At 32.2% G+C, this 19,488-nt stretch carries 17 protein-coding genes and 1 pseudogene; 9 read left to right on the top strand and 9 right to left on the bottom strand.

Annotated features, from left to right (window positions below; all coding sequences use genetic code 11):
- Window positions 1–381 (top strand): annotated as a pseudogene (locus ACQKM9_RS20160) (hypothetical protein); the annotation flags it as partial.
- 526 nt (window positions 382–907) lie between these two features.
- Here ACQKM9_RS20160 and ACQKM9_RS20155 read toward each other — a convergent pair.
- From ACQKM9_RS20155 to ACQKM9_RS20135, 5 genes are all read right to left on the bottom strand, one after another.
- Entirely contained in the window at window positions 908–1,324 is a 417-nt protein-coding gene (locus ACQKM9_RS20155) for a thiol-disulfide oxidoreductase DCC family protein (RefSeq protein ID WP_427736169.1), read from the bottom strand.
- A 53-nt stretch (window positions 1,325–1,377) separates the two neighbouring features.
- Entirely contained in the window at window positions 1,378–2,541 is a 1,164-nt protein-coding gene (locus ACQKM9_RS20150; RefSeq protein WP_427736168.1) for a transglutaminase-like domain-containing protein, read from the bottom strand.
- 55 nt (window positions 2,542–2,596) lie between these two features.
- The gene (locus tag ACQKM9_RS20145; protein ID WP_427736170.1) at window positions 2,597–3,505 is read right to left on the bottom strand and encodes an HTTM domain-containing protein; all 909 of its coding nucleotides are present in this window, start codon (window positions 3,503–3,505) and stop codon (window positions 2,597–2,599) included.
- A 39-nt stretch (window positions 3,506–3,544) separates the two neighbouring features.
- Entirely contained in the window at window positions 3,545–4,189 is a 645-nt protein-coding gene (locus ACQKM9_RS20140; RefSeq protein WP_427736167.1) for a DUF5819 family protein, read from the bottom strand.
- Between the two features lie 91 nt (window positions 4,190–4,280).
- Complete coding sequence (locus ACQKM9_RS20135) at window positions 4,281–4,622, bottom strand: hypothetical protein (protein WP_427736166.1); 342 nt, start codon at window positions 4,620–4,622, stop codon at window positions 4,281–4,283.
- Window positions 4,623–5,218: 596 nt separating this feature from the next.
- Between ACQKM9_RS20135 and xerS the strand changes: the two genes are divergently transcribed.
- Window positions 5,219–6,331: a tyrosine recombinase XerS gene (xerS, locus tag ACQKM9_RS20130; RefSeq protein ID WP_427736165.1), complete on the top strand. Its 1,113-nt coding sequence runs from the start codon at window positions 5,219–5,221 to the stop codon at window positions 6,329–6,331.
- 672 nt (window positions 6,332–7,003) lie between these two features.
- Here xerS and ACQKM9_RS20125 read toward each other — a convergent pair.
- Together ACQKM9_RS20125 and ACQKM9_RS20120 are read right to left on the bottom strand one after the other, a co-directional pair.
- Window positions 7,004–7,276, bottom strand: a complete 273-nt coding sequence (locus ACQKM9_RS20125) for a hypothetical protein (RefSeq protein WP_427736164.1) — start codon at window positions 7,274–7,276, stop codon at window positions 7,004–7,006.
- A gap of 12 nt (window positions 7,277–7,288) precedes the next feature.
- Window positions 7,289–13,384, bottom strand: coding sequence for a DNRLRE domain-containing protein (locus ACQKM9_RS20120; protein WP_427736163.1), 6,096 nt, complete (start codon window positions 13,382–13,384; stop codon window positions 7,289–7,291).
- Between the two features lie 271 nt (window positions 13,385–13,655).
- On the opposite strand from ACQKM9_RS20120, the gene ACQKM9_RS20115 reads away from it, so the two are divergent.
- The 6 genes from ACQKM9_RS20115 to ACQKM9_RS20090 all read left to right on the top strand — a co-directional run bounded on the left by ACQKM9_RS20115 (window position 13,656) and on the right by ACQKM9_RS20090 (window position 17,803).
- Window positions 13,656–14,642 (top strand): hypothetical protein, encoded by a 987-nt coding sequence (locus ACQKM9_RS20115; RefSeq protein WP_427736161.1) that lies wholly within the window; start codon window positions 13,656–13,658, stop codon window positions 14,640–14,642.
- A gap of 4 nt (window positions 14,643–14,646) precedes the next feature.
- The gene (locus ACQKM9_RS20110) at window positions 14,647–15,036 is read left to right on the top strand and encodes a hypothetical protein (protein WP_427736160.1); all 390 of its coding nucleotides are present in this window, start codon (window positions 14,647–14,649) and stop codon (window positions 15,034–15,036) included.
- A 504-nt stretch (window positions 15,037–15,540) separates the two neighbouring features.
- Window positions 15,541–16,110 (top strand): hypothetical protein, encoded by a 570-nt coding sequence (locus ACQKM9_RS20105; RefSeq protein WP_427736159.1) that lies wholly within the window; start codon window positions 15,541–15,543, stop codon window positions 16,108–16,110.
- 141 nt (window positions 16,111–16,251) lie between these two features.
- The gene (locus ACQKM9_RS20100) at window positions 16,252–16,770 is read left to right on the top strand and encodes an RNA polymerase sigma factor (protein ID WP_427736158.1); all 519 of its coding nucleotides are present in this window, start codon (window positions 16,252–16,254) and stop codon (window positions 16,768–16,770) included.
- Window positions 16,757–17,605, top strand: coding sequence for a hypothetical protein (locus tag ACQKM9_RS20095; protein ID WP_427736157.1), 849 nt, complete (start codon window positions 16,757–16,759; stop codon window positions 17,603–17,605). The genes ACQKM9_RS20100 and ACQKM9_RS20095 overlap by 14 nt, the downstream gene beginning before the upstream one ends.
- Before the next feature lie 45 nt (window positions 17,606–17,650).
- Window positions 17,651–17,803: a hypothetical protein gene (locus ACQKM9_RS20090; RefSeq protein WP_427736068.1), complete on the top strand. Its 153-nt coding sequence runs from the start codon at window positions 17,651–17,653 to the stop codon at window positions 17,801–17,803.
- Window positions 17,804–18,081: 278 nt separating this feature from the next.
- On the opposite strand, the gene ACQKM9_RS20085 is transcribed toward ACQKM9_RS20090, so the two are convergent.
- Together ACQKM9_RS20085 and ACQKM9_RS20080 are read right to left on the bottom strand one after the other, a co-directional pair.
- Entirely contained in the window at window positions 18,082–18,267 is a 186-nt protein-coding gene (locus tag ACQKM9_RS20085; RefSeq protein ID WP_427736156.1) for a hypothetical protein, read from the bottom strand.
- Between the two features lie 166 nt (window positions 18,268–18,433).
- Complete coding sequence (locus ACQKM9_RS20080) at window positions 18,434–18,556, bottom strand: hypothetical protein (RefSeq protein WP_427736154.1); 123 nt, start codon at window positions 18,554–18,556, stop codon at window positions 18,434–18,436.
- A 149-nt stretch (window positions 18,557–18,705) separates the two neighbouring features.
- Between ACQKM9_RS20080 and ACQKM9_RS20075 the strand changes: the two genes are divergently transcribed.
- A complete protein-coding gene (locus tag ACQKM9_RS20075) occupies window positions 18,706–19,374 on the top strand; it encodes a hypothetical protein (RefSeq protein ID WP_427736153.1) in 669 nt (222 codons plus the stop codon).
- Window positions 19,375–19,488: the final 114 nt, after the last annotated feature.

Below are 19,488 nucleotides of genomic sequence, written 5' to 3'. Positions count from 1 at the left end.
ATTTTCCCTTTATTCGGTGCATTTGACAATGTAATAAGCCGTTGGGCAAAAGGAATGCTTACAAAATCATATCAGCACCAAAATGTTTACATACAACAGTTCAGAGGGAAATTAATTAATACTGTAAAGAAAAATATAGAAGTAGTAGAGAATATTGAAAGTATTAATTTGATAAATGGTCTAACTGTTATGAATGCCTATATAGATTTATTCGATAGTAAACCGAAAGATTTAACTAAAATTAATCGAAATGCTATTCTTCATGGTAGTTATAACTATGAAACATTAAATCAAAACAGCTATTTGAAAATTGTCGTATTACTTAAATCAGCTTTAGCTTTATTGGAGATACCCCTTTTAGAATCAGAGGTCTTTAATTAACCCAATATAGTAAATGTCTAAATGCATACCTTACCTCTTTAGCACAATCCACTTCTTTCTCACTAGATTTAGTATGAGGATTGTGTTATCTTTTTTAAGAACGAATGTTCGTTAAAATTATATTTTGTGAACAATGACATGGAGTGAACGGCTTGCACCTTAATCGTATGGATCAGATTCCTTTTATTGGCATATGATGAATCAATGGATAATTGAGTAAAAAGATAATAAAGTTAATAACAAAATACATTGTTTGTTTAGAAGATATGACTTGTTTAGGTTTGTACAAAGTATATGGACCGTTTAGGGTGGATTAAACAATACCTTTAAACCATGATATACTCAGGAGATTTAAAATATCCTATCTTTGATTTTAATTTAATTATAAAGTTTCAATATTAAAAGCACATTCACGATAGAAAATAGAATGTGCTTTTTGCTGTACCTCATTAGGACAGCGTAAGTTTACTTATTTATACTATAAAAACGCCATCACTTCATGGCTATGAAGGTGATGGATTGTCTTTTATTTTTTTTGTGTGTTCTTTAAAACTAATTGAGGAATTTGACAACTTCCATCTTCACACTGCCCGGTAGGGAAAATAGTTCTTCTACTTGCTATCCAATCATAGATTAACTGTCCTAAACCTATAAGAGCAGCAAAGCTTAAGAAAGGCACAAATATCCACAATGCCGGACTATTTTTACAAATACGATTGATTGAGTGGATACCATTTTCCATTTTATATTTTGAATTAGATTGTTTTAGGGAATGAATTCTTTTCTCAAGCATCTTTTCATCCAGGTTATATTTTTTAATTACTTTTTTATTCCTAAAAGATATAAATTCTATGCGATTTAACCAATCAAACCGTTTAAAACTCTTTATGCTTTTTAGGCAAATAGAACACCAACCATCATAAAAAACTATAATACGTTTCAATTTAAAACCACGTCCCTTCAACCCTAGTCATATGATAAGGTATATGTTCGCCCTTAATCTAATGTAGATAAAAGGGATAAACTCATGAGTAGTAAAAAAATACTAAAAATAATAATCCGTTCTCTTCTTAATATGAAACATAAAGAGAATATAATAAACATCGATTTATAAGTTACCTCTAAATAGAAGTTTTGAAAGATAAAACTTAAAGCCATAGTCAGTAAAGCGATAATCAATGAAAATTTTTTAAGGTCATCTAAAAAAGGTTTTATTCCGTGTTCTTTTATTTCCCAAGTTCCAAATAAATGAGGTAAATCTAATGTTGATAATAAATCATCGTTTTGTTCAAATTTCACATATATGGGTTGTAAGTAAGGAGCTCTCCCATTTAGTGATTGTTGTCCCCAACAAAAAGGCTCACCATTAATGAGCATGGGATTTAAAGTAAAGGCTTCTTCATCATTCTTATATTTTGGTAATAACTCTATTTCTGCATCTTTAGAAAAAACAACTCGTTGCCCCTCTGTTTCACCAAAATAATTTTTCCAATGTAACGTAATTAGAGAACTATCAAAATACTTAAAGGGTCGTCTCTTTTGTAAGTAGGCCATACTTGTATCTACTGAAATCCAACCTTCATCTTCTAAAAAAAACTCATTCCAAACATGTGCATTCATTTTTCCATATGCCCAACTTCCGACTACTGTCCTTGCTGGTATTTTTAATGCCCTACATAATGCTGTAAAGAGAAATGAAAATTCCCCGCAATCCCCTTCTTTTACTTCGAGAAATGAGTTTACACCCCTACTAATTGGAGGGTAAATATAACGGTAATTATCTACTATATAATGAAAAATAGCATGTGCCTTTTCAATATCATTTTTCTGTTGATAGGTAATCTCGTTTGCTAATCTAGTAATTTCTTTATTTATTGGTGAAAGAATTGTATTTCTTAAATAAAAATCTTTCTCTTCATCCGTTAATGTTTTCTTTTCATTCTTTGTACTATACAATTCAATTTCATAATTAAGATGTAAACTTTGATTTTTGTTTAAAACGTAAAACGCTAATTTCTCCCCCGTTGGAATCTCTCTAACTTGATCGGGCTTTAAACTATTCTCGTTAAATTGAGTAGCAGTAGGTATAATCATCCACAATTGTAGTTTTTCAAAAAGTTCATTTCTATAAAAAAAATCAACTGTAACAGTTTTACTCATAGAGTTTATCTACTTCCATCCGTATATTATAGTCTGTTAATTATTATATGTGAACTTAGTCGAACTCAAACTTTTCAATAGAATTCGTTTCTAATTGCACCTGATTTGTTTCCTTCTTCTTCACGAATTTCTTTTTTATAAATGCATAGGCTTTCTTATAATCTTCATCACTTATTAAAATAGTATCAATTAGAATCATAATAAACGAAAATGTTATTAGCCCCATTGCAAATGCGATACCTAGATGTAGTGGTACAACGAGTGTTAATGCAATATACTTTGTCACTTTATTTAACAACATAAAAGGGAACGCAATTTGTAATAATAATGTCGAATATGTCATCAATACTATTAAAATATCTGAAGAGACTATTAAATCAGTTAACCAGGGCAAGTTAAACTCGTCTACTTGTAGAATATAGTAAATTGCAGTACCATTTTGCCAATATTCCCCCATAACCTTATATAAAGCCGAATTCAAATATAGAATACAGAATTGAAGAGTAACAGCAAGAACACCGAAATTATGCAAAATATTTATATACACATTCTCTTTTATTTTATTTTGATTGGAATATTTATCAATCGAAAAATAAGCATTGGTTTTTACAAACATTAGATATATTAATACTATAATCATAATGTTGTTCCCGCCATCCAAGATTGTAGGATTTTCTTGATGAAGTGAGTAAAGGAATATTAAGTTGAGAAAACTAATTAGTCTAGTTTTATACCCTAGCGTAAATAGGAGTGCAACGATTATTCCTAAATGAAAGATAATCTCAAAGTGCAAATTCGTACTACCATATTGATATATTGAAAAATTGGTAAATTCGTCGGAAAACTCAGTTTTGGAGATACTATTGTACCCCCATAAAAAATGACGTTGGGCATAATTTATAGAATAACTATATAAAATTATGATGCCGAAGCCGACACGTAGAATACTTGCGCCGATAAGCATTCTCTTGGAAGAAAAATAGTCTATTATTTTAGCAAACAATTAAATTGCCCCCTTTAAAACACTTACAGAAATCCATTCTTGTGTTATGTAACTCATTTCCTGTTCATAAGCATTATTATTTCTTTGAGAAAAAGGAATTGGATGTTCGCTTTCGACGCGAATTCTTATCATATCAATAGATTTTTCATCAAAATAATTTTTAGCATGGTATAAACCTAAGTTATAGAGTTTTTGGATACCATCTCTTTGGTAATTCGTTAATTCTTTAACTTGATTTTCCTTGGTGTTATTATCACTCTTTGCATTCATTTTTTGTTCGATTTTATAAGATGTCGGATCAACATGAACAGATTGTAAGTAAGCCCCTGTTCCTAATCTAACTAGCATATTTACTGGTGAAAATCTATTCGCATGATTCGCTTCATATAAAGGTGTAGATATATCAATCCATTTGGATTCTTCTCCTTGTTTATCCTTCACTTGGACATAAACATAAATGGCGTTCGAAAGAGGATCAGGTGCGAATAATTGCCAATTTTGAGTGAAAAAAGGATTTATATAAGAATTAACAGTTTTATTTAGTTTGTGTGAAATAGGATTAAAAGGGAGTACATATAGAGCTGTCATAAAAAAATGGAAAGCGAAAATACAGGATATAACAATGAAAAATATATTCTTTTTCATCTTGTGCTCCTTTCCAAAAATCGTATATAGGATAGGGCCTCAATTATTTTATAACCGAGGCCCTTCCTGTATTTAATACAAACAATAATTATCAATCAAAAGCCAATTCTGCATTTGCTGGTAGTTCTTCTTTATTAAGTGATTTGCCAGACACTTTCGAGTAAGCATCTGCTCCTGCAGCACCCACAAAGCCAGCACCAAATGCCGCAGCTCCCCATTTTGCAACTTTGACTCCTGCAGCAGCTACTCTAGCACCATTAGCAATCACAGCTAAAGCTGGTGCAAATGTAGGTTCAATGACTGGTGATTTTTCTGCAATCGCAAATTTTTCTTTTTCAATTGGTTCCCCTGTTGCTGCAAAAGCTGATATTGAAGATATACTTGCAAAAACTAAGGAAAGTAATGACGCAAAAATCATAAACCTTTTCTTCATATTTCCACCTCACTTCCACTATCATTAAATTTTAGAAAATATTGGTTATTGCGATTTTTATTATATCATATGTTTTTTTGAATAGTAAGTAATCTTTAATTTTTAATAAAATTATATTGAATTGATAGATTCATTTGGAGTGTAGAATTTAATAGACTAAGCCGATAATGAATTTAATTATTATGCAATTTATTTATTCAAAAACACCTGTGATTTAGAAATATGAATGACACAGAATCTCTCTCTCATTGTTTCTGAAAAACCATTAAGTTTGCTACCGGTAGTATATTAACTGGCCTCTTTACTTAATATACAAAAATATAAAAGATGTGGGAGTTTCATATTTTTCCGTACCGATTTTTAATAAAAGCATATCCGAGTCCACTATGAAAGAAGTAGTAAATGCGTTTATAGTTAATCACTGGAGAAACCCCTAAGAAAATAATTGTTTTACATTTTTGCTTACATTCCATCCCAATATGTTAAAATAAAAATGCACCTAATCACTTTTGTATCAAGGGATTAAGCACATTTTAATCAACATAGTTTTAGTATCGTTAAATAGGTTTTGTGAACATTGAAATGGAGTGAACGGTTTGGCTCTTACACCTGAACAACAACATGTATTAGCATTAATAGAAAAACACCAGGAACCAATGCCGGATTATGTAAAAGAATATATCTTATCAAAAAAACGCGCTGGTCTCTCCCCTAACACACTTTTACAGTATCTATATAGATATAAGCATTTCTTTAATTGGACACTTTCAGAAGGTATTATAAGTGCTCCTAGTATAACTGCTATCCCTTATACAGAACTCGAAGTAATGAAAAAAGAAACAATTGAGTTATATTTGGACTTTTTAAAAGAAGAAAACATCTCACAAGATAAGGAAATGGTTGAACACAGAGGGCCAGCGGTTGTTGAGCTATCAGTGCATGCTTTAAAGGCTCTCTTTAACTATTTAACAAAAGAGACAGAAAATGATGATGGTGAATGCTACTTCTATAGAAACGTGATGAGCAAGATTGTTCTACATACAAAACGTGAAACTGCCAACAGACGTGCTAGGAATATCAGTTCTGTTCTACTTAATGATGAAGAATTAAATGAGTATCTCAAATTTATTAAAAGTGGATACGGCAATCAACTTACTGCTTCTATTACTAAACTACGATATGAACGTGACATGGAAAGGGATTTAGCAATTAATTCATTGATTTTAGGAACAGGTATGCGTGTTGGAGAAATTGCTACAATTCACATAAAAAAAGTGCATCTTAATAAAAATACTATCGAAATTACTCGTAAAGGCGGTACGGAAGATACTGTCCTTGTTATGGAGAGTGCACTTCAGGATCTTAAACATTACATGCAAATCCGTGAATCCCGATATAAGGGTGCAAAAGACTGCCCTTTCCTTTTTATTAGTGGTTATGGTGGTAGTGCAAAGCCGTTATCTCGTAGAGCTATCCAAAATATTGTTAATAAGTATACAGCTGCGTTTGGACAGAGCAATGGCATCAGTCCTCACAAACTTCGCCATAGCTTTGCAGTAGACTTCATCCGCAATGGTGGAGACATTATTCTTCTCCGTGATCAACTCGGCCATAATGATATTAAAACGACTTCTCTATACACCAATATGGCTAATACAGATAGCCAAAAAGTTTTGGATAAGATGGAACTAAAACGTACAAATATTTAATGTGAATAGTAGGGGTTTCCACCACTAATTGTCCATGATGGTCCTGTCCCTCTTGCAGCTTCTTTTTTAGTCCATTATATAAAGCATATAAGAGGCATGGGGAAAAATATGCAATTAGATTTGCTTAACTCAAACGTAACATCAATTATTGATTCATCATTTAATTCTGGCATCCATCTATTTTCGAACAATTAGTTTCTCAAATCTATAATATGATTAGTATTAATAAAGACAAAAATAGTCCTGGTTCTTATAATTTACATAAGACCAGGACTTATTTTGTTAGAACATAAAACTACATGTTATATTTTTAAATTACTCATGAAAACTTGTTATTCTATTTATTTAGAATGAAAAAAGCGGTTCCTTAGGAAAAAAGAAGACATATATGATGAATGTAGCAACACCACCGATAATTGTAGCTATTAATAATAGTACAAAAACAAATCTACTACTCTTCTTCGTTCCTCACCATAGTTTCATATACTCGTAGGATACTTTAAGTCCCATCAGTTGTATTAATTAGAGCTTTTTTTATATGTGGTGTCTATACTAATTTATTTATTTATTTATACTTTTGTTTTGCAATGCTACTTGACAAAATAAGATGATTAAAAAACGGGTAACCATTATAAATGGTTACCCGTTTAGCTGCTCATTAGCATTTATTTTTCATCCCAAAGTAAATAGAACAATAAATACAGCAATCACAAGACAAAAAACAAAAATTATCTTTTTATTATTAATATGTTTAAAATAGTCATTCAAATTACCAACAATCAGTAATAGACAAACAAATAAAAAAGTTAAGAGAACCTTTGTTGATAAATTAACAGAAATTATTATTGGTTCATCAGCTATCGCCAAAATCCCAACAAATATAATTAAAGTAGCCACACCTAAATAAATTAGTATTGAATATAAAAATTGTAATCGTTTATGCATTATAAACCCTCTTTATTTTGTATTTCTATATTTCCAAGTGTATCCATAAGCAACTCCAAGTCCGAAAACGGCTAAATCACCCCAAGCAAGATTAGCTTTAACAACCATCAATGCCATTCTTGCCCCACCAATTCTACGAGCAGTTTTTTTCATTGAATTCTTAAGTTGGTTTTTAAATGCACGGTTAGTAATTACAGAATGTCGAAATGCTTCATCGATTGCTCTATAAACGCTTTTTTTATGACTAATTCCCTGATAAATAGCTCTAACAGAACCTACTAATCTAGAAACAAAACCAGGAAGTTGTTGTGTAATACTTTCTGCAGTAGACCAATCTGTATACTGATGAAGCCAAACTATAAAGCCCCACTGTATAGATTTCCATAATCTATTCCAGGAAAGCACTTTTTCTCCATTTGGGTCTGTGAAAGCAATAGGATTGTTACTACCATACGTATATCCATTTTGTGATACAGGCTCATTATCATCTCCTGGATGCGGGTCTAAAGCTAAAAATGCTCCGTTTTCTGGGTTGTAGTATCGTGCTTGTAAATAATAGTTTTTTGTTTCTAAATCGTAGTAATAGCCTGCATAACGAATTGGGTTATCTTTTGTAATTTCTCCGTTAACTGTGAGAATATTTCCATAGGCATCATAACTATAAGAACCTACTTCTTCACCCTCATCATTTCGAACAGAGATAACATCACCACGTTGATTTGTCCAATAATGATATGTGTTTTCTTTCCAAGTGCCTTCAGAACCTTTATTTTTCACAATCATACCGAGTGGTGTATATCCATTCCATTGGTAGTATCGATATTCTAAAATTATATCTTTTACTTTTATAACTTCCATTGCTAAATTCCCATTATCATAATGGTATTCATATGTCTTTGTACCAACAAATTTCTTAGTACGAAGTCCTGTTTCATCATATTCATAACTAGCAATTTCTTTACCTTCTAAATCTGTCACTCGTACTTGTTGACCCATTGCATTGTATTCATACTTAAAGTTCTCATCTTGAGTCAGGTTACCATCTGAATCATAAGTGTAGGCTTGTCCATTTTTTGTTTTAATTTGATTGGCTTCGTTGTATTCAAAGTTATCCGTTTGTTTACCTGATTTACGCTCTTTACGATTTCCTACCGCATCATAATCATAAATATTTGTCGTACCGTCTGGTAAGGTTTCGTTTGTTAATTGATTGTTGGCATCATATTCATAAATAGATGTACCTTGATTGCTTTCTTCTTGTTTAATATTCCCTGACTGATCGTAGGTGTAGCTGAATTGACTTGCTACTTTATCCCCTTGTTTGTACTGAATCATTTCTAAAGTATTTGCTTTATCGAATTGATTGATGCGTTCAAATAAGTTTGTATTGACCATGATTGAGTTATTATTATTAGCAACATCTTCATCAAATTTAAAGCTTTGTAGCAACTTCTCTCCGTTATATACTTTTACAATATCGACTTTATCATCTTCTGTATATTCAGTCGATTGATTAATATCCCAAGTATTTGCTTCTTGCTTGAATTCTGTTTTCACTTTATTAATACGTTCTTTATCATCGTAACCATAAGTTGAGGCAAATGAACCTTCTGTGTAATTTGTTAATTTTCCATTTTCATCATATCCAAATTCTTTATTGACAATATCTGTGTCGGTTATTTCGTTAAAGAATTTACTCGATTTTAGTAAACCATTTTCATATACTGGATCCCAGTACAATAAGGTAGGACCTGTAGTTGATTTTTTTACTATCACCTTATCTATATTATCAACTTCGTTATACTCATATTGTGTATTGATACCTGATGGTTTTGTTTCTGTCGCCAGATTACCATTCGAATTATATGTATAATCGAAAACCATACCTGGTAAACCTGAAGAATCTGGAAAAGTAACTTTTTCTACTTGATCATTACCATTATAATGATAATTTTTCACATGCTTTAAAGCATCAGTAAGTTTTTTTAAATTTCCATTTCCATCATACTCATAAGCAGTTTTATTCCCTTTTCCATCTGTTATAGATGCAATTCTATTTGAATATAATGGATGATACTCGTATGATTTGCTTCTGCCATCGCCATCTGTAACTTTCTTGGATTGTCCAAATTCATTGTATTGTGTAGTAACAACGTTACCTTTCGCATCTTTTATTGTTTCTGAATCATCAGTATCATTATAGCTAGTTTCTTCAAATGTTCCATTTGCGTATGTCGTTTTTACTGTACGTCCATAATCATCGTAAAAATAACTAGTTAATTCATCGCCAACTTTTGACGTTTCTAGATTAACTCCTTTGTACGTATTCGTTGTTTCGACACCTGTTGGATCTACACTATGCATTAATTGGTTGTTGCTATTATAGTCGTAACTTGAGGTACCATTAGTACTTGTTTTCTTAGTTAGATTTCCTTTTGGATCGTATTCTGCAATTGTTGTGTTACTATCTGCATCTGTTGACTGTATTACGTTATATTGATCATCATATTCCATAGTTGTTGTCGTATCATCACTATTTTCTATTTCTGTAACCGCATATTTGTCTTTAGATGTCCCTCTTCTATAAAACGTTTCATTACCGTCTGTGTCGGTAACGATAAATTCGTTGTTATCGACGTCATAATGATATGTTGTAGATACAGAAATTTCAGCATCTTTATTTTGCTTATCAAACACTTTCAACTCTTGTTCATCATATAAAAAATTCGTTTCTGCTTTTTTGCCGTCAATATAGAGTTTCATTTGACCGTTTTTATAATAATCAAAATATTCATTTATAATTTCTTCTGTCTCTTTACTTTTTGTAGTAGTAGTCTTTAAATAGCCATTATCATCATACTGATATTCAGTCCAATGGCTACTGTATGAAACTTTTTTAATATGATTATCAGTATTATAATCGATATCAATCGTGTTACGTATTAATTTCCCTTTTAGATCAACTTCAGCAACTTTTGTTAATCTATTATCTGTATAGGAAAATTGTATCTTATTATTATTACCATCTGTATAAGATATGATGTGGAATTGGTTATCATCTTTTGAGATTTTTTCGTAAATTTCTACAAAATCATCGGTATCCTTTATCTCAAATGTATCTGCATCTTTTTGTGTTAACGTTAAGTATTTCCCTTTAGGAGATATATACATTTTAGTAGCGGTGTCATATTTGAACAAGTGTAATGTACCATCTTCATCAAAATACTCTACATCCTTATTGTCAGCTATTTGCAGGTATTCGTTGCCTGTAAATGTCCATCCTTTTCCAAGTGGGGACTCTTTTTGAGAACGAGAGTTATAGGTGCGTATGAAATCAAAGCCTAATGTACCACGAGTAAATAATGATTCGTCATTAAATTGTAATGCCATATTCCCTGTTGTTACATTTACGGATGCGTCTGCATTCCCAAAAGAATGACTACCATAAGTAAAATAGTCTTCCAGTCCGTTTAGTTCTTCATGTAAAGGAATACGGCCATATTCACTTTTTGATGGCTCACTTAAGCCACGTAAACCTAAATCTTCTCTATCCTCCTCTGTTTCAGGAGCTCCTTCGTCACCAAAGCGATAAGCACTAACACGCACTTCGTAAGCATCTTTATCCTTTTCTAAAGGTGGGTTTTTATAATAATTAGATGGATATGCAGGGAGATTTATTTCTTTGTTTTTTTCTTCTCCCTCTGTTGTTTCCATTTTGTCAAATAAAGAAATACCAGTAGTATCAAAACTTGTTTTTCCCTTAACTTGATACTTTTCAAATTTACTACCGTTATTTATTTCAACTTGATAATACTTAGCGCCTGTTACAGCGTCCCAGTTTATCTTTAAGCTCCCTTTATTATTAAAGGTATCTATTAAATTACCTTCTACTTTAATATTTTTAGGAGCCATTAAAGGCATGTACCCATAATTAACATCAGAAGATGGTGAATTCCCTGTAGCTGATAATGCTATTACACGAATACTATATCTAGTAGAAGAGTTTCCATAGGTATTACTTGGATCTACAGGTAATTCTGCTCCTGTGCCAACACTATTAGGAGAGCTCAAATCTGTTACGTGTAAATCTTTTTTCCCAGCCTCTATCTCTTTATCAGTTGGCCAGATTTTTTTTCCTTTCGTACTTATAGAAGTTATTTTACCTACTTCAAAATCTTCGTATTTCGTACCGTTCCATATCCTTACTTTATAACCTGATGCATTAGGAACTGCTTTCCAAGAAATATCTAGCCAACCTCTGTCTTTATTAGCTGTATCAGATTCTGGATAAGCATGAGCTGTAACCTTGGGCATATCAGGAGTTCCAACTTGAATGGAAGGTATTGCTTTTGAAACGGTACTCGAGACCGGACTATCCCCTTTAGGGAATTTTGTAAGTACTCGGAAACTATAATTTTTATCTGTAATAGTTGTCCCGCTTCGTTTGCTGTAGTACTCGCTTGGATCAATTGGTAATTCTACACCTTTACCTTCTTTATATGTGTTACTAGATGCATATGGTTTTTTAGGAAATAATTTCGTACCTTTTGATGTCCAGGTTGTAGCCGTTCCAGAATATACAGACTGAAAATCTTTTCCATCATACATTTGTAATTCGTATGAATCTGCTCCATATACACTTGGCCATTTCACATTTACGTAACCAGAGGTTAAATCGTCTTCATAAGCAGTAGCTGTTATTGTTGGTTTTGCCATCTTTTCATAATGATAGCTTATAACCATTTTAGCTTTATTCGTACTTTCCCCTGCTGTGATCTTTTTCCAGTAAGTTTTTCCATTACCATTTGTATGGAATTTAAATCCATAATTATTACGCGTTCCATTTGTCCATGCTTGCACAGTATCTGTAACATCGAAATATGCCCATTGATCTCTGGCAACCGTTGTACTTGTTATTTTCGTAGATGCTGGTTTATTGTTCCATGTTAAATCATCTGCTAACCATTTACTTTTAACTTCATCAACCCATAATCCAGTTTTTTGAGTTGCATAATATGAGTGTGTAACGTAAGCAGCTAATTGTGCAGAATCAATCACAGCACCTTTAAAATCACCTTGAATACTAAACTTCATGAAAGGATAATTAGTACCCGATGTACTATCATAATATCCAGTTTGAAGTACATATTCTCCTTGACTTGGATCCCATTGCTTGTTGAAATTTGCATTTGGATAAGCACTTGCTACGTATGTATCTCCAAGAACATTAATTGATACCGATGGATCAATATAAATTGGGAACACTCGTTTTGATGAAGCTAACCATTCTTTGTCTGCAGTTAACTTTAGTTCGTATAATCCTTTTTCCGTTGATTTTAAGTCATAATGTATTTTTGTGGAACGAGTACCATCCCCTAAAGTTTCATTATAATTAGAATCAACCATCACAGGTTTCGGTAAGGAGAAGACTAGTGAAGACTTAGTTGTATCTTCATAAAAACCAACTGAGCCATCTGCTTTTACTTCACCATACAAGTCTGTCTTTATTGAATAATTAAATTCATTAATTCCTGTAAATTCATTTACGATCCAATCTTCTTTTACCTCATTATTTAATGCTATGTGACGCAAATCAATATTTGGATAAATTTCTTTGTAATATAAATTGTTATTTTCTTTTTCTAGATTTGGATTCTTTAATGGTTCAATGGAATTATCACCATCAGATGCATTAGTTATGTTAATTGCTAATTCATGATTACCAAATCGATAGATTAATGGTTCATCATCAGAAAGTTTATCTGGGAACATTGATTCCAAATTGGTTTCTTCAGGAGTCATATAACCATCTTGGCCGTATACCAATTCCTCAGAAATCTCTTGGTATTGTCCATTTACTTTATTATGAACTTCTTCTGGGTACACTTCCTTAAGAAAGTCTCCTGTTCCGTTTGTAAACGTCTTTGAATTAGCTGAACGTTCCTTAATTACCTCATCAAATTCTTTTGTCACTTCTAATTGTTCTGATGATTGAGCTTCCTTTGAATTTTGTTGGTTTTCATTTAATGCCGCACCAACATATTCAGGAACCAAGCTAACAATCATAACAAAAATAAGTAATTGTGCTATATACTTCTTAATATTCAAAAATACTCCTCCTTTTTTATTACAAAAAGAAGTATATAATATTACGTTTTTATTACAAATAGAATATACGCATCATTATATTACCATAATACTCCATGCAAAATGTAATTTTACCCATTTTTCATCAATAAAGATGTTTTTTAAAACATTTCAATAATAGCGAATATATAGTTAATATGCAGAAAGTAAGTAATTGAAACGTAAAATTTTGATAGAGCAACACCTAGGGAAAATAAAAGAACACAAGTTATGAACGTCAGATGTTCAAAGCTTGAGTTCTTTTTTTTCTTACTCATTAATTGTCTTTTCTAACAGAATAAGTGCTTCAGTAATTTTGTCTTTTCTTTTCACTTCTATAAAAGATAACGCCATAAGAAGAACAACTTTCCGTGCGGTAATCGATGCTGCACTATATAATAAACTAAACTCATATAAAATTGGATGTGATGAAATGGAAACAATTCATATTCCTATCAACGCGGAACGTATTATTAGTACTTCCAGTAAAGGCGATCAATCGAAATGGCGTATCGGCAACAAGTGGGTCAAACAAAATGCGCGAGGTTATGAGGGACAAGCAGAAGTATTGGCTTCACTCGTACTTGAATGCTCAACTCTTGAACGCTCTAAATATGTCGTCTATCAGCCATGTATCATTCAATTAGCTGACGGTGAACAATATGTCGGCTGCTATTCACTCGATTTTCGAGGTACAAAACAAGAAGTGACACTAGAGCGCTTATTTGAAGCAAATTTCAGCTCTACTGATTCGATTACAAGTAACAAAACACTTTCTACCATAGAAAAGTTCGAGCTATTAATGAAGCAGGTGGAGCAGTATACAGGGCTCATTGTAAATCATCAAATCGCACAGTTATTCGCTTTCGATGCACTTATTCTAAATGAAGATCGCCACACGAATAACATTTTATTCTTATATGACCCAAAAGAAAAAACATGGGAGCTGGCACCGATTTTTGATAACGGACTTAGCCTATTATCTGATGAAAAAGACTATCCAGCTAGCAAACCATTAACGATTTTAAAGCGAAGAGTAAAGGCAAAACCACTGAATTCATCCTTCACAAAGCAACTTAGCCTTTACGAAGGACCAGCATTCATTGATAAAGAGAAACTAGTAACTGCAATCGAAAATTCTCAATACGATTTTGGACGTGCTAAGGACGTATTACTTTCACAATTGCGGGATCCAGCATTGAAACACTTATTCATTGAAGGAAGTGAATCCATTGATTGATTACATGACTTTTGACGTAATGTGGATGGATGACATTATTGCCCATGTTGATTTAAAACCAGCAAGTGGTGGCACCCCATATGTAATTAACTATATTGATGATTTTAACAAACAATTTTCACCGAATATGGAAGGTCATATTAGCTTAGATGAAATCGACCGTTGGCTAAAATGGCGTACATTCCCTCCTACCCGGGTCAACGCAAAAGAATTACTGGCTTCACTGGATATGCAATCTTATAATCGCTGGGGCATTGTACGTAAAACACATGGAGTCATGGCAGATGATGAAATTTGGATTCGTTTTAAAGGTGAAACACTCACCCATCGAGATGTCTGCTTACGTAAAGATCTATATTATCCTGAGGAATCCAATTATTTTGAAGCTCAATAACTCTGAGCTATGTATTCTCAGACTACCTATTTTATTAGGAACAACATGAAAAATTCAAAGATCTTCGACTGAATAGGTAAGTTAGTTAGTTAGTTAGTTAGTTAGTACACAAAAAGGAGAGGGATATTTATCCCTCTCCTTTTAATTTAATTAATAGGATTATAAAAAGCGTTTAATATTGCTTGCTGCTTCTTTGTATCATAACCGGTAATTTCCAGAAACCATGTAAGGTTCAGTTCCCCGTTCGACATATAGAAATTTTCTTCATGTCGTACCCTAACTTCATTAACCTATAAAGATTTTTACGTAAAATTTACTATTTTTCTCGTGGTTATTTAATTAATGAAAATTCATAGATTACAAAACACCTAATCCTAATTAAAAACAGAAAAATTAGTAATTATATCTAGTGCATTCAAACATATTTTTATATTTTAATAGAAAATACTTTAAAATATTACAAAATTTGCTATAATAAATATATAAATACATAGGAGGTATAATATGAATAAATTACTCAGTGGGATTGCATTGCTATCCCTAACTACTTTACTAACATTTAATAATGATACTGCCCTCGCTAATACCGAGAATACAGAGCCAGTAAAAATCAATCAAACAGATAGACCAAATGATCTTAATACGGGTGACAATAACGAAAATACAGATGCACTAGTTTCAATTAGAAAAATATCTGATGATCCAAACTACTTAAAAAAGCAATATCCATTTGGATTGATCTCACCTTTAGGAGCAGGCCAATGGGATTATCTAGGTGAAAGTACTTTTAAAACTCAATCAAGCACATTCAACTCAGGCGGCGGAGATTTATTAATTTATATTGAACAGCCATATGGTGGATTCGGTGGACCTAAATGGTGGTATAAGTTATATGAAGAAGATCCAGGCTGGGATTCAGTAGTATCTGATTTTGAATTGGATAACAAAGCCGGCACTTATGAAATGATTTTTAATGTTCGAGATTGGGTTGATGGTGATAATAATAAAGCTGAGTTGCATTTATCAAAGCTATATTACCCTACAACTAGTGTTTATACTATTTGGTTAGACTAAATTTTTTTTAAAAGTCATTTCCGGAGTACCTAATGGTACTAACGGAATATGACTTTTTTTATTTTTTTCGCTCAATTTGTCACCGATTTCTAAAGTATTCGTCTAAGTTATATATAGCTAGATGAAAGGAGTTGAACTTATATGAATTCAAATCAACTCATCTCCAGTTGGTATGAAGAGCTTGGCACGACAATCTTTACATATATTTATATGAACACTAAGGATTATCATTCTGCAGAAGATATCCTTCAAGAAGTCTTTCTTAAGGCATACAAAAACTATGACACCTTTAAAGGGCATTCAAGCTTTAAAACATGGATTTTTTCGATTGCTCAAAATACCACAATCGATTATTTGCGTAAAAAGAACATTTTAAAACACTTTATGGAACTAACCTTTAATGAGCGCGATAGCAGTCCTTTACCCGAGCAAATCATGCAATTAAATGATGATGAACTTCATCTACATCATGCATTGCAAACATTAAAATTGGACTTTCGTCAGGTAATTTTATTAAGAAAAATAAAATGTTTCTCTACTAAAGAGACCGCAGAAATATTGGGTTGGTCTGAAAATAGAGTAAAAACGAATTTAAAACGAGGTTTAGTTGAATTAAAAAAACAATTAATAATAGGAGGGTTTGAATATGAAGGAATTTAATGATAAGCGACTTAATGATTCATTAGAATCTCTTGAAAAAAACATGCAACTAAAGCAAAAATATCACGAACAACAAAAAAAGCGAGTGCTATCAGCTGTACAAGATAATATAGTCCCTCCCCAACAAAAGAATAAACTTTTGGTTAGTCTCGTTACTATTATTTTATTGATATTTGTAACCTCTCCACTGTATTCAACAACAGCAGCAAATTTTATTGAAAAGTTAATTCCTATAAAAATTAGCAATGATTCAACTATTAGAATTGATAACCAAACAATTGATTTAGTTGAACAATCTGGATATGAATATCAAAGTATTAGTACCTCTCCGAATCCTTTTAAATTGGAGATTGTACTCATGCCTAATACAACAAGTTTAAGCGATATGAAGGCAAATTTAATGCCAAAAATTGAAGCATTAATGGAAAAAGAACATATTGATGACTATAAAATATTTATCACTCAATATGAAAAAGTACAAGAATCTGATGACGAAAATATAAAAAAACAGGTGATAACCAATAAACCTAATCAAAATAAACAATGGCCAAAAATCGTTAGTAACTTACACAGTGCGATGGCAGGAAAATCAGCATATGAACTAAAAGGTATTAGTTATAAAACAGAAGATGATGTCACTCTAATTGAAATAAAGACAGGACTAGAGAATAATGAAGATACCCCAATAATAATAAATGAGATAAAAAAAGCTCTTAACTCATATTTTCTTCAAGATTCTACTAAAATGATGATTAATAATGACAATTACGAGGTTCGTATTTACGATAAAGATATGAATGAACTTGAAAAAATAGATAAATTTACTGAAAAATAGTACGCTGAATTATAATTAAATCTATACTATATAGAGGTGATAATAATGAAGTCAGTAGATAAAAAGAAAATCCAGAATCTCTATCGGAAACAAATATCAGAAAAACGAGAAAAAGAAAAGAACTTCATTGAAACACTTTTAATTATAATTGTAGTTGGTGTACTCATCTCAATAGGCGCATTTATCGGAGATAGATAAAAAGAAGTCAGCTAAGCTGACTTCTTTTTATTTATAGCAAATAGAAATTTTTCTAAAACCAAATAATAATGATTCGAATAAAAGCCTCTGTAAAGTGCATCAGCTGCCTACTGCATAATAATAAAGCTCCGAAGAAATTTTCTATACTCCAAGCATTCATTTTTCCTTTTTAGCTTCCTACAAAACTAGAACATAAGATTTGATTATCTGAATACTGATCACTTTATATTATTTCTCATTGAAAAATTTCCTCACCCACATTCGATTTAAATAGAGCATCATAACATTCCAACTGGTTGGTCGATAGAAGACGGATTATCTTTTAAGTGTAGTTCAGCACCATCATAACCAAAGTCATGATGGCTATAATACAACTTCTTAATGTTGCTTGCAGCTTCTTTGTATCGGAAGCGGTAATTGCCAGCAACTATGTAAGGTTCAATACCTTCTCTGCCCTCGTCCAACCTCCAACCAGCTTACAAGTTAGCCCATTACTATATATAAATCAGCTTCATAATTCAAAGGAGTTTTTAACCGCTTCTAATAAATCATTAGTAGGAATCTCGCTTTTTCTAGACGAGAATTCTCTAAATATATATAAAGGCAATGATTATTTCCCCATTTAATTCGTTATTTCTTTATAGCTTTTGACTTTTTTTTATTCCCAGGTAATCCATATTTTTCCCCTTGATTTTTGCAACCTTGCATAATTTTTTTTGACTCTTCTGATGTCATTTTCACTTTATATCCCATCGACCATACCTCCGTTTTTAATTTAGTATGCCCAATTATGAAAGTTTTAATCGCTTTCAGCATACTCCCCTGCCAAATTTCATACACTTTTAAATCTAGAACAAAATGAATGTGTCCCAGACTAAAGTTCGGAAGAGAGGTTAGGAAAAGTGAAGAGAGAAGCCGAGAGAGTGATAAAAGAGCCAGAAAAAAAGACAGGAAAAAGAGTGAGGTCAGATCGTAAGATTGATATAAAACCTTCTGTAGAACACGAACTATACGAATGTATTTCAAGGCTATCACATATCACAGGTAGTCCGATTAAGACTGTTGGTGAAACAATTTGTAAGAAAGGATTGTATACGAAAATAGTAATCGATAACTTGGCCATTCATTTCCGAAGAGATTACCGATTTAGAAATACAGTATTCATCGGCAACAAAGATTTACTATCAGAGAGAAGAAAAAAGACACCTGGGATAAAGCCAAGGGTATCTATGCGATTCGATCAAAGACTGTACGATGACTTAGCTGAACTCGCTTACTCACTAGACACTACAATTTCTAATGCTGCAGCACTGCTTCTGAAAAGTTCTATACAGAACACAAACATCGTCAATGAGTACATAAGTAAATATGTACAAACCATCTTAGACCCAGAAAGAAAGAAGCAACTTGAATTGGTATTGGCTTATATACAGAAAGATAATCCATATGAAGCTGATGAAGCTTCACTTTCTAGGTTAATCGGTTATGTTATGGATGAATTTATGGAGAAATCAAGAAACGTGAAAAAAGCAGTAGAGACTTGGCTTGATCAATTTATTGAAAAGGATTAAGCCATTTCTCTCCTCTGTTCCAATATGTGTCGGGTCCTTTAACAAGTTCAATAACTTCTAACTTCTTCAATAAGAAATAGCGTCTTTTACTTTAGCTTTACCCAGCACAATCTG

Source organism: Viridibacillus sp. NPDC093762, assembly GCF_050279675.1.
Lineage (GTDB): Bacteria > Bacillota > Bacilli > Bacillales_A > Planococcaceae > Viridibacillus.
This window is presented reverse-complemented; position numbering and strand designations above follow the sequence as displayed.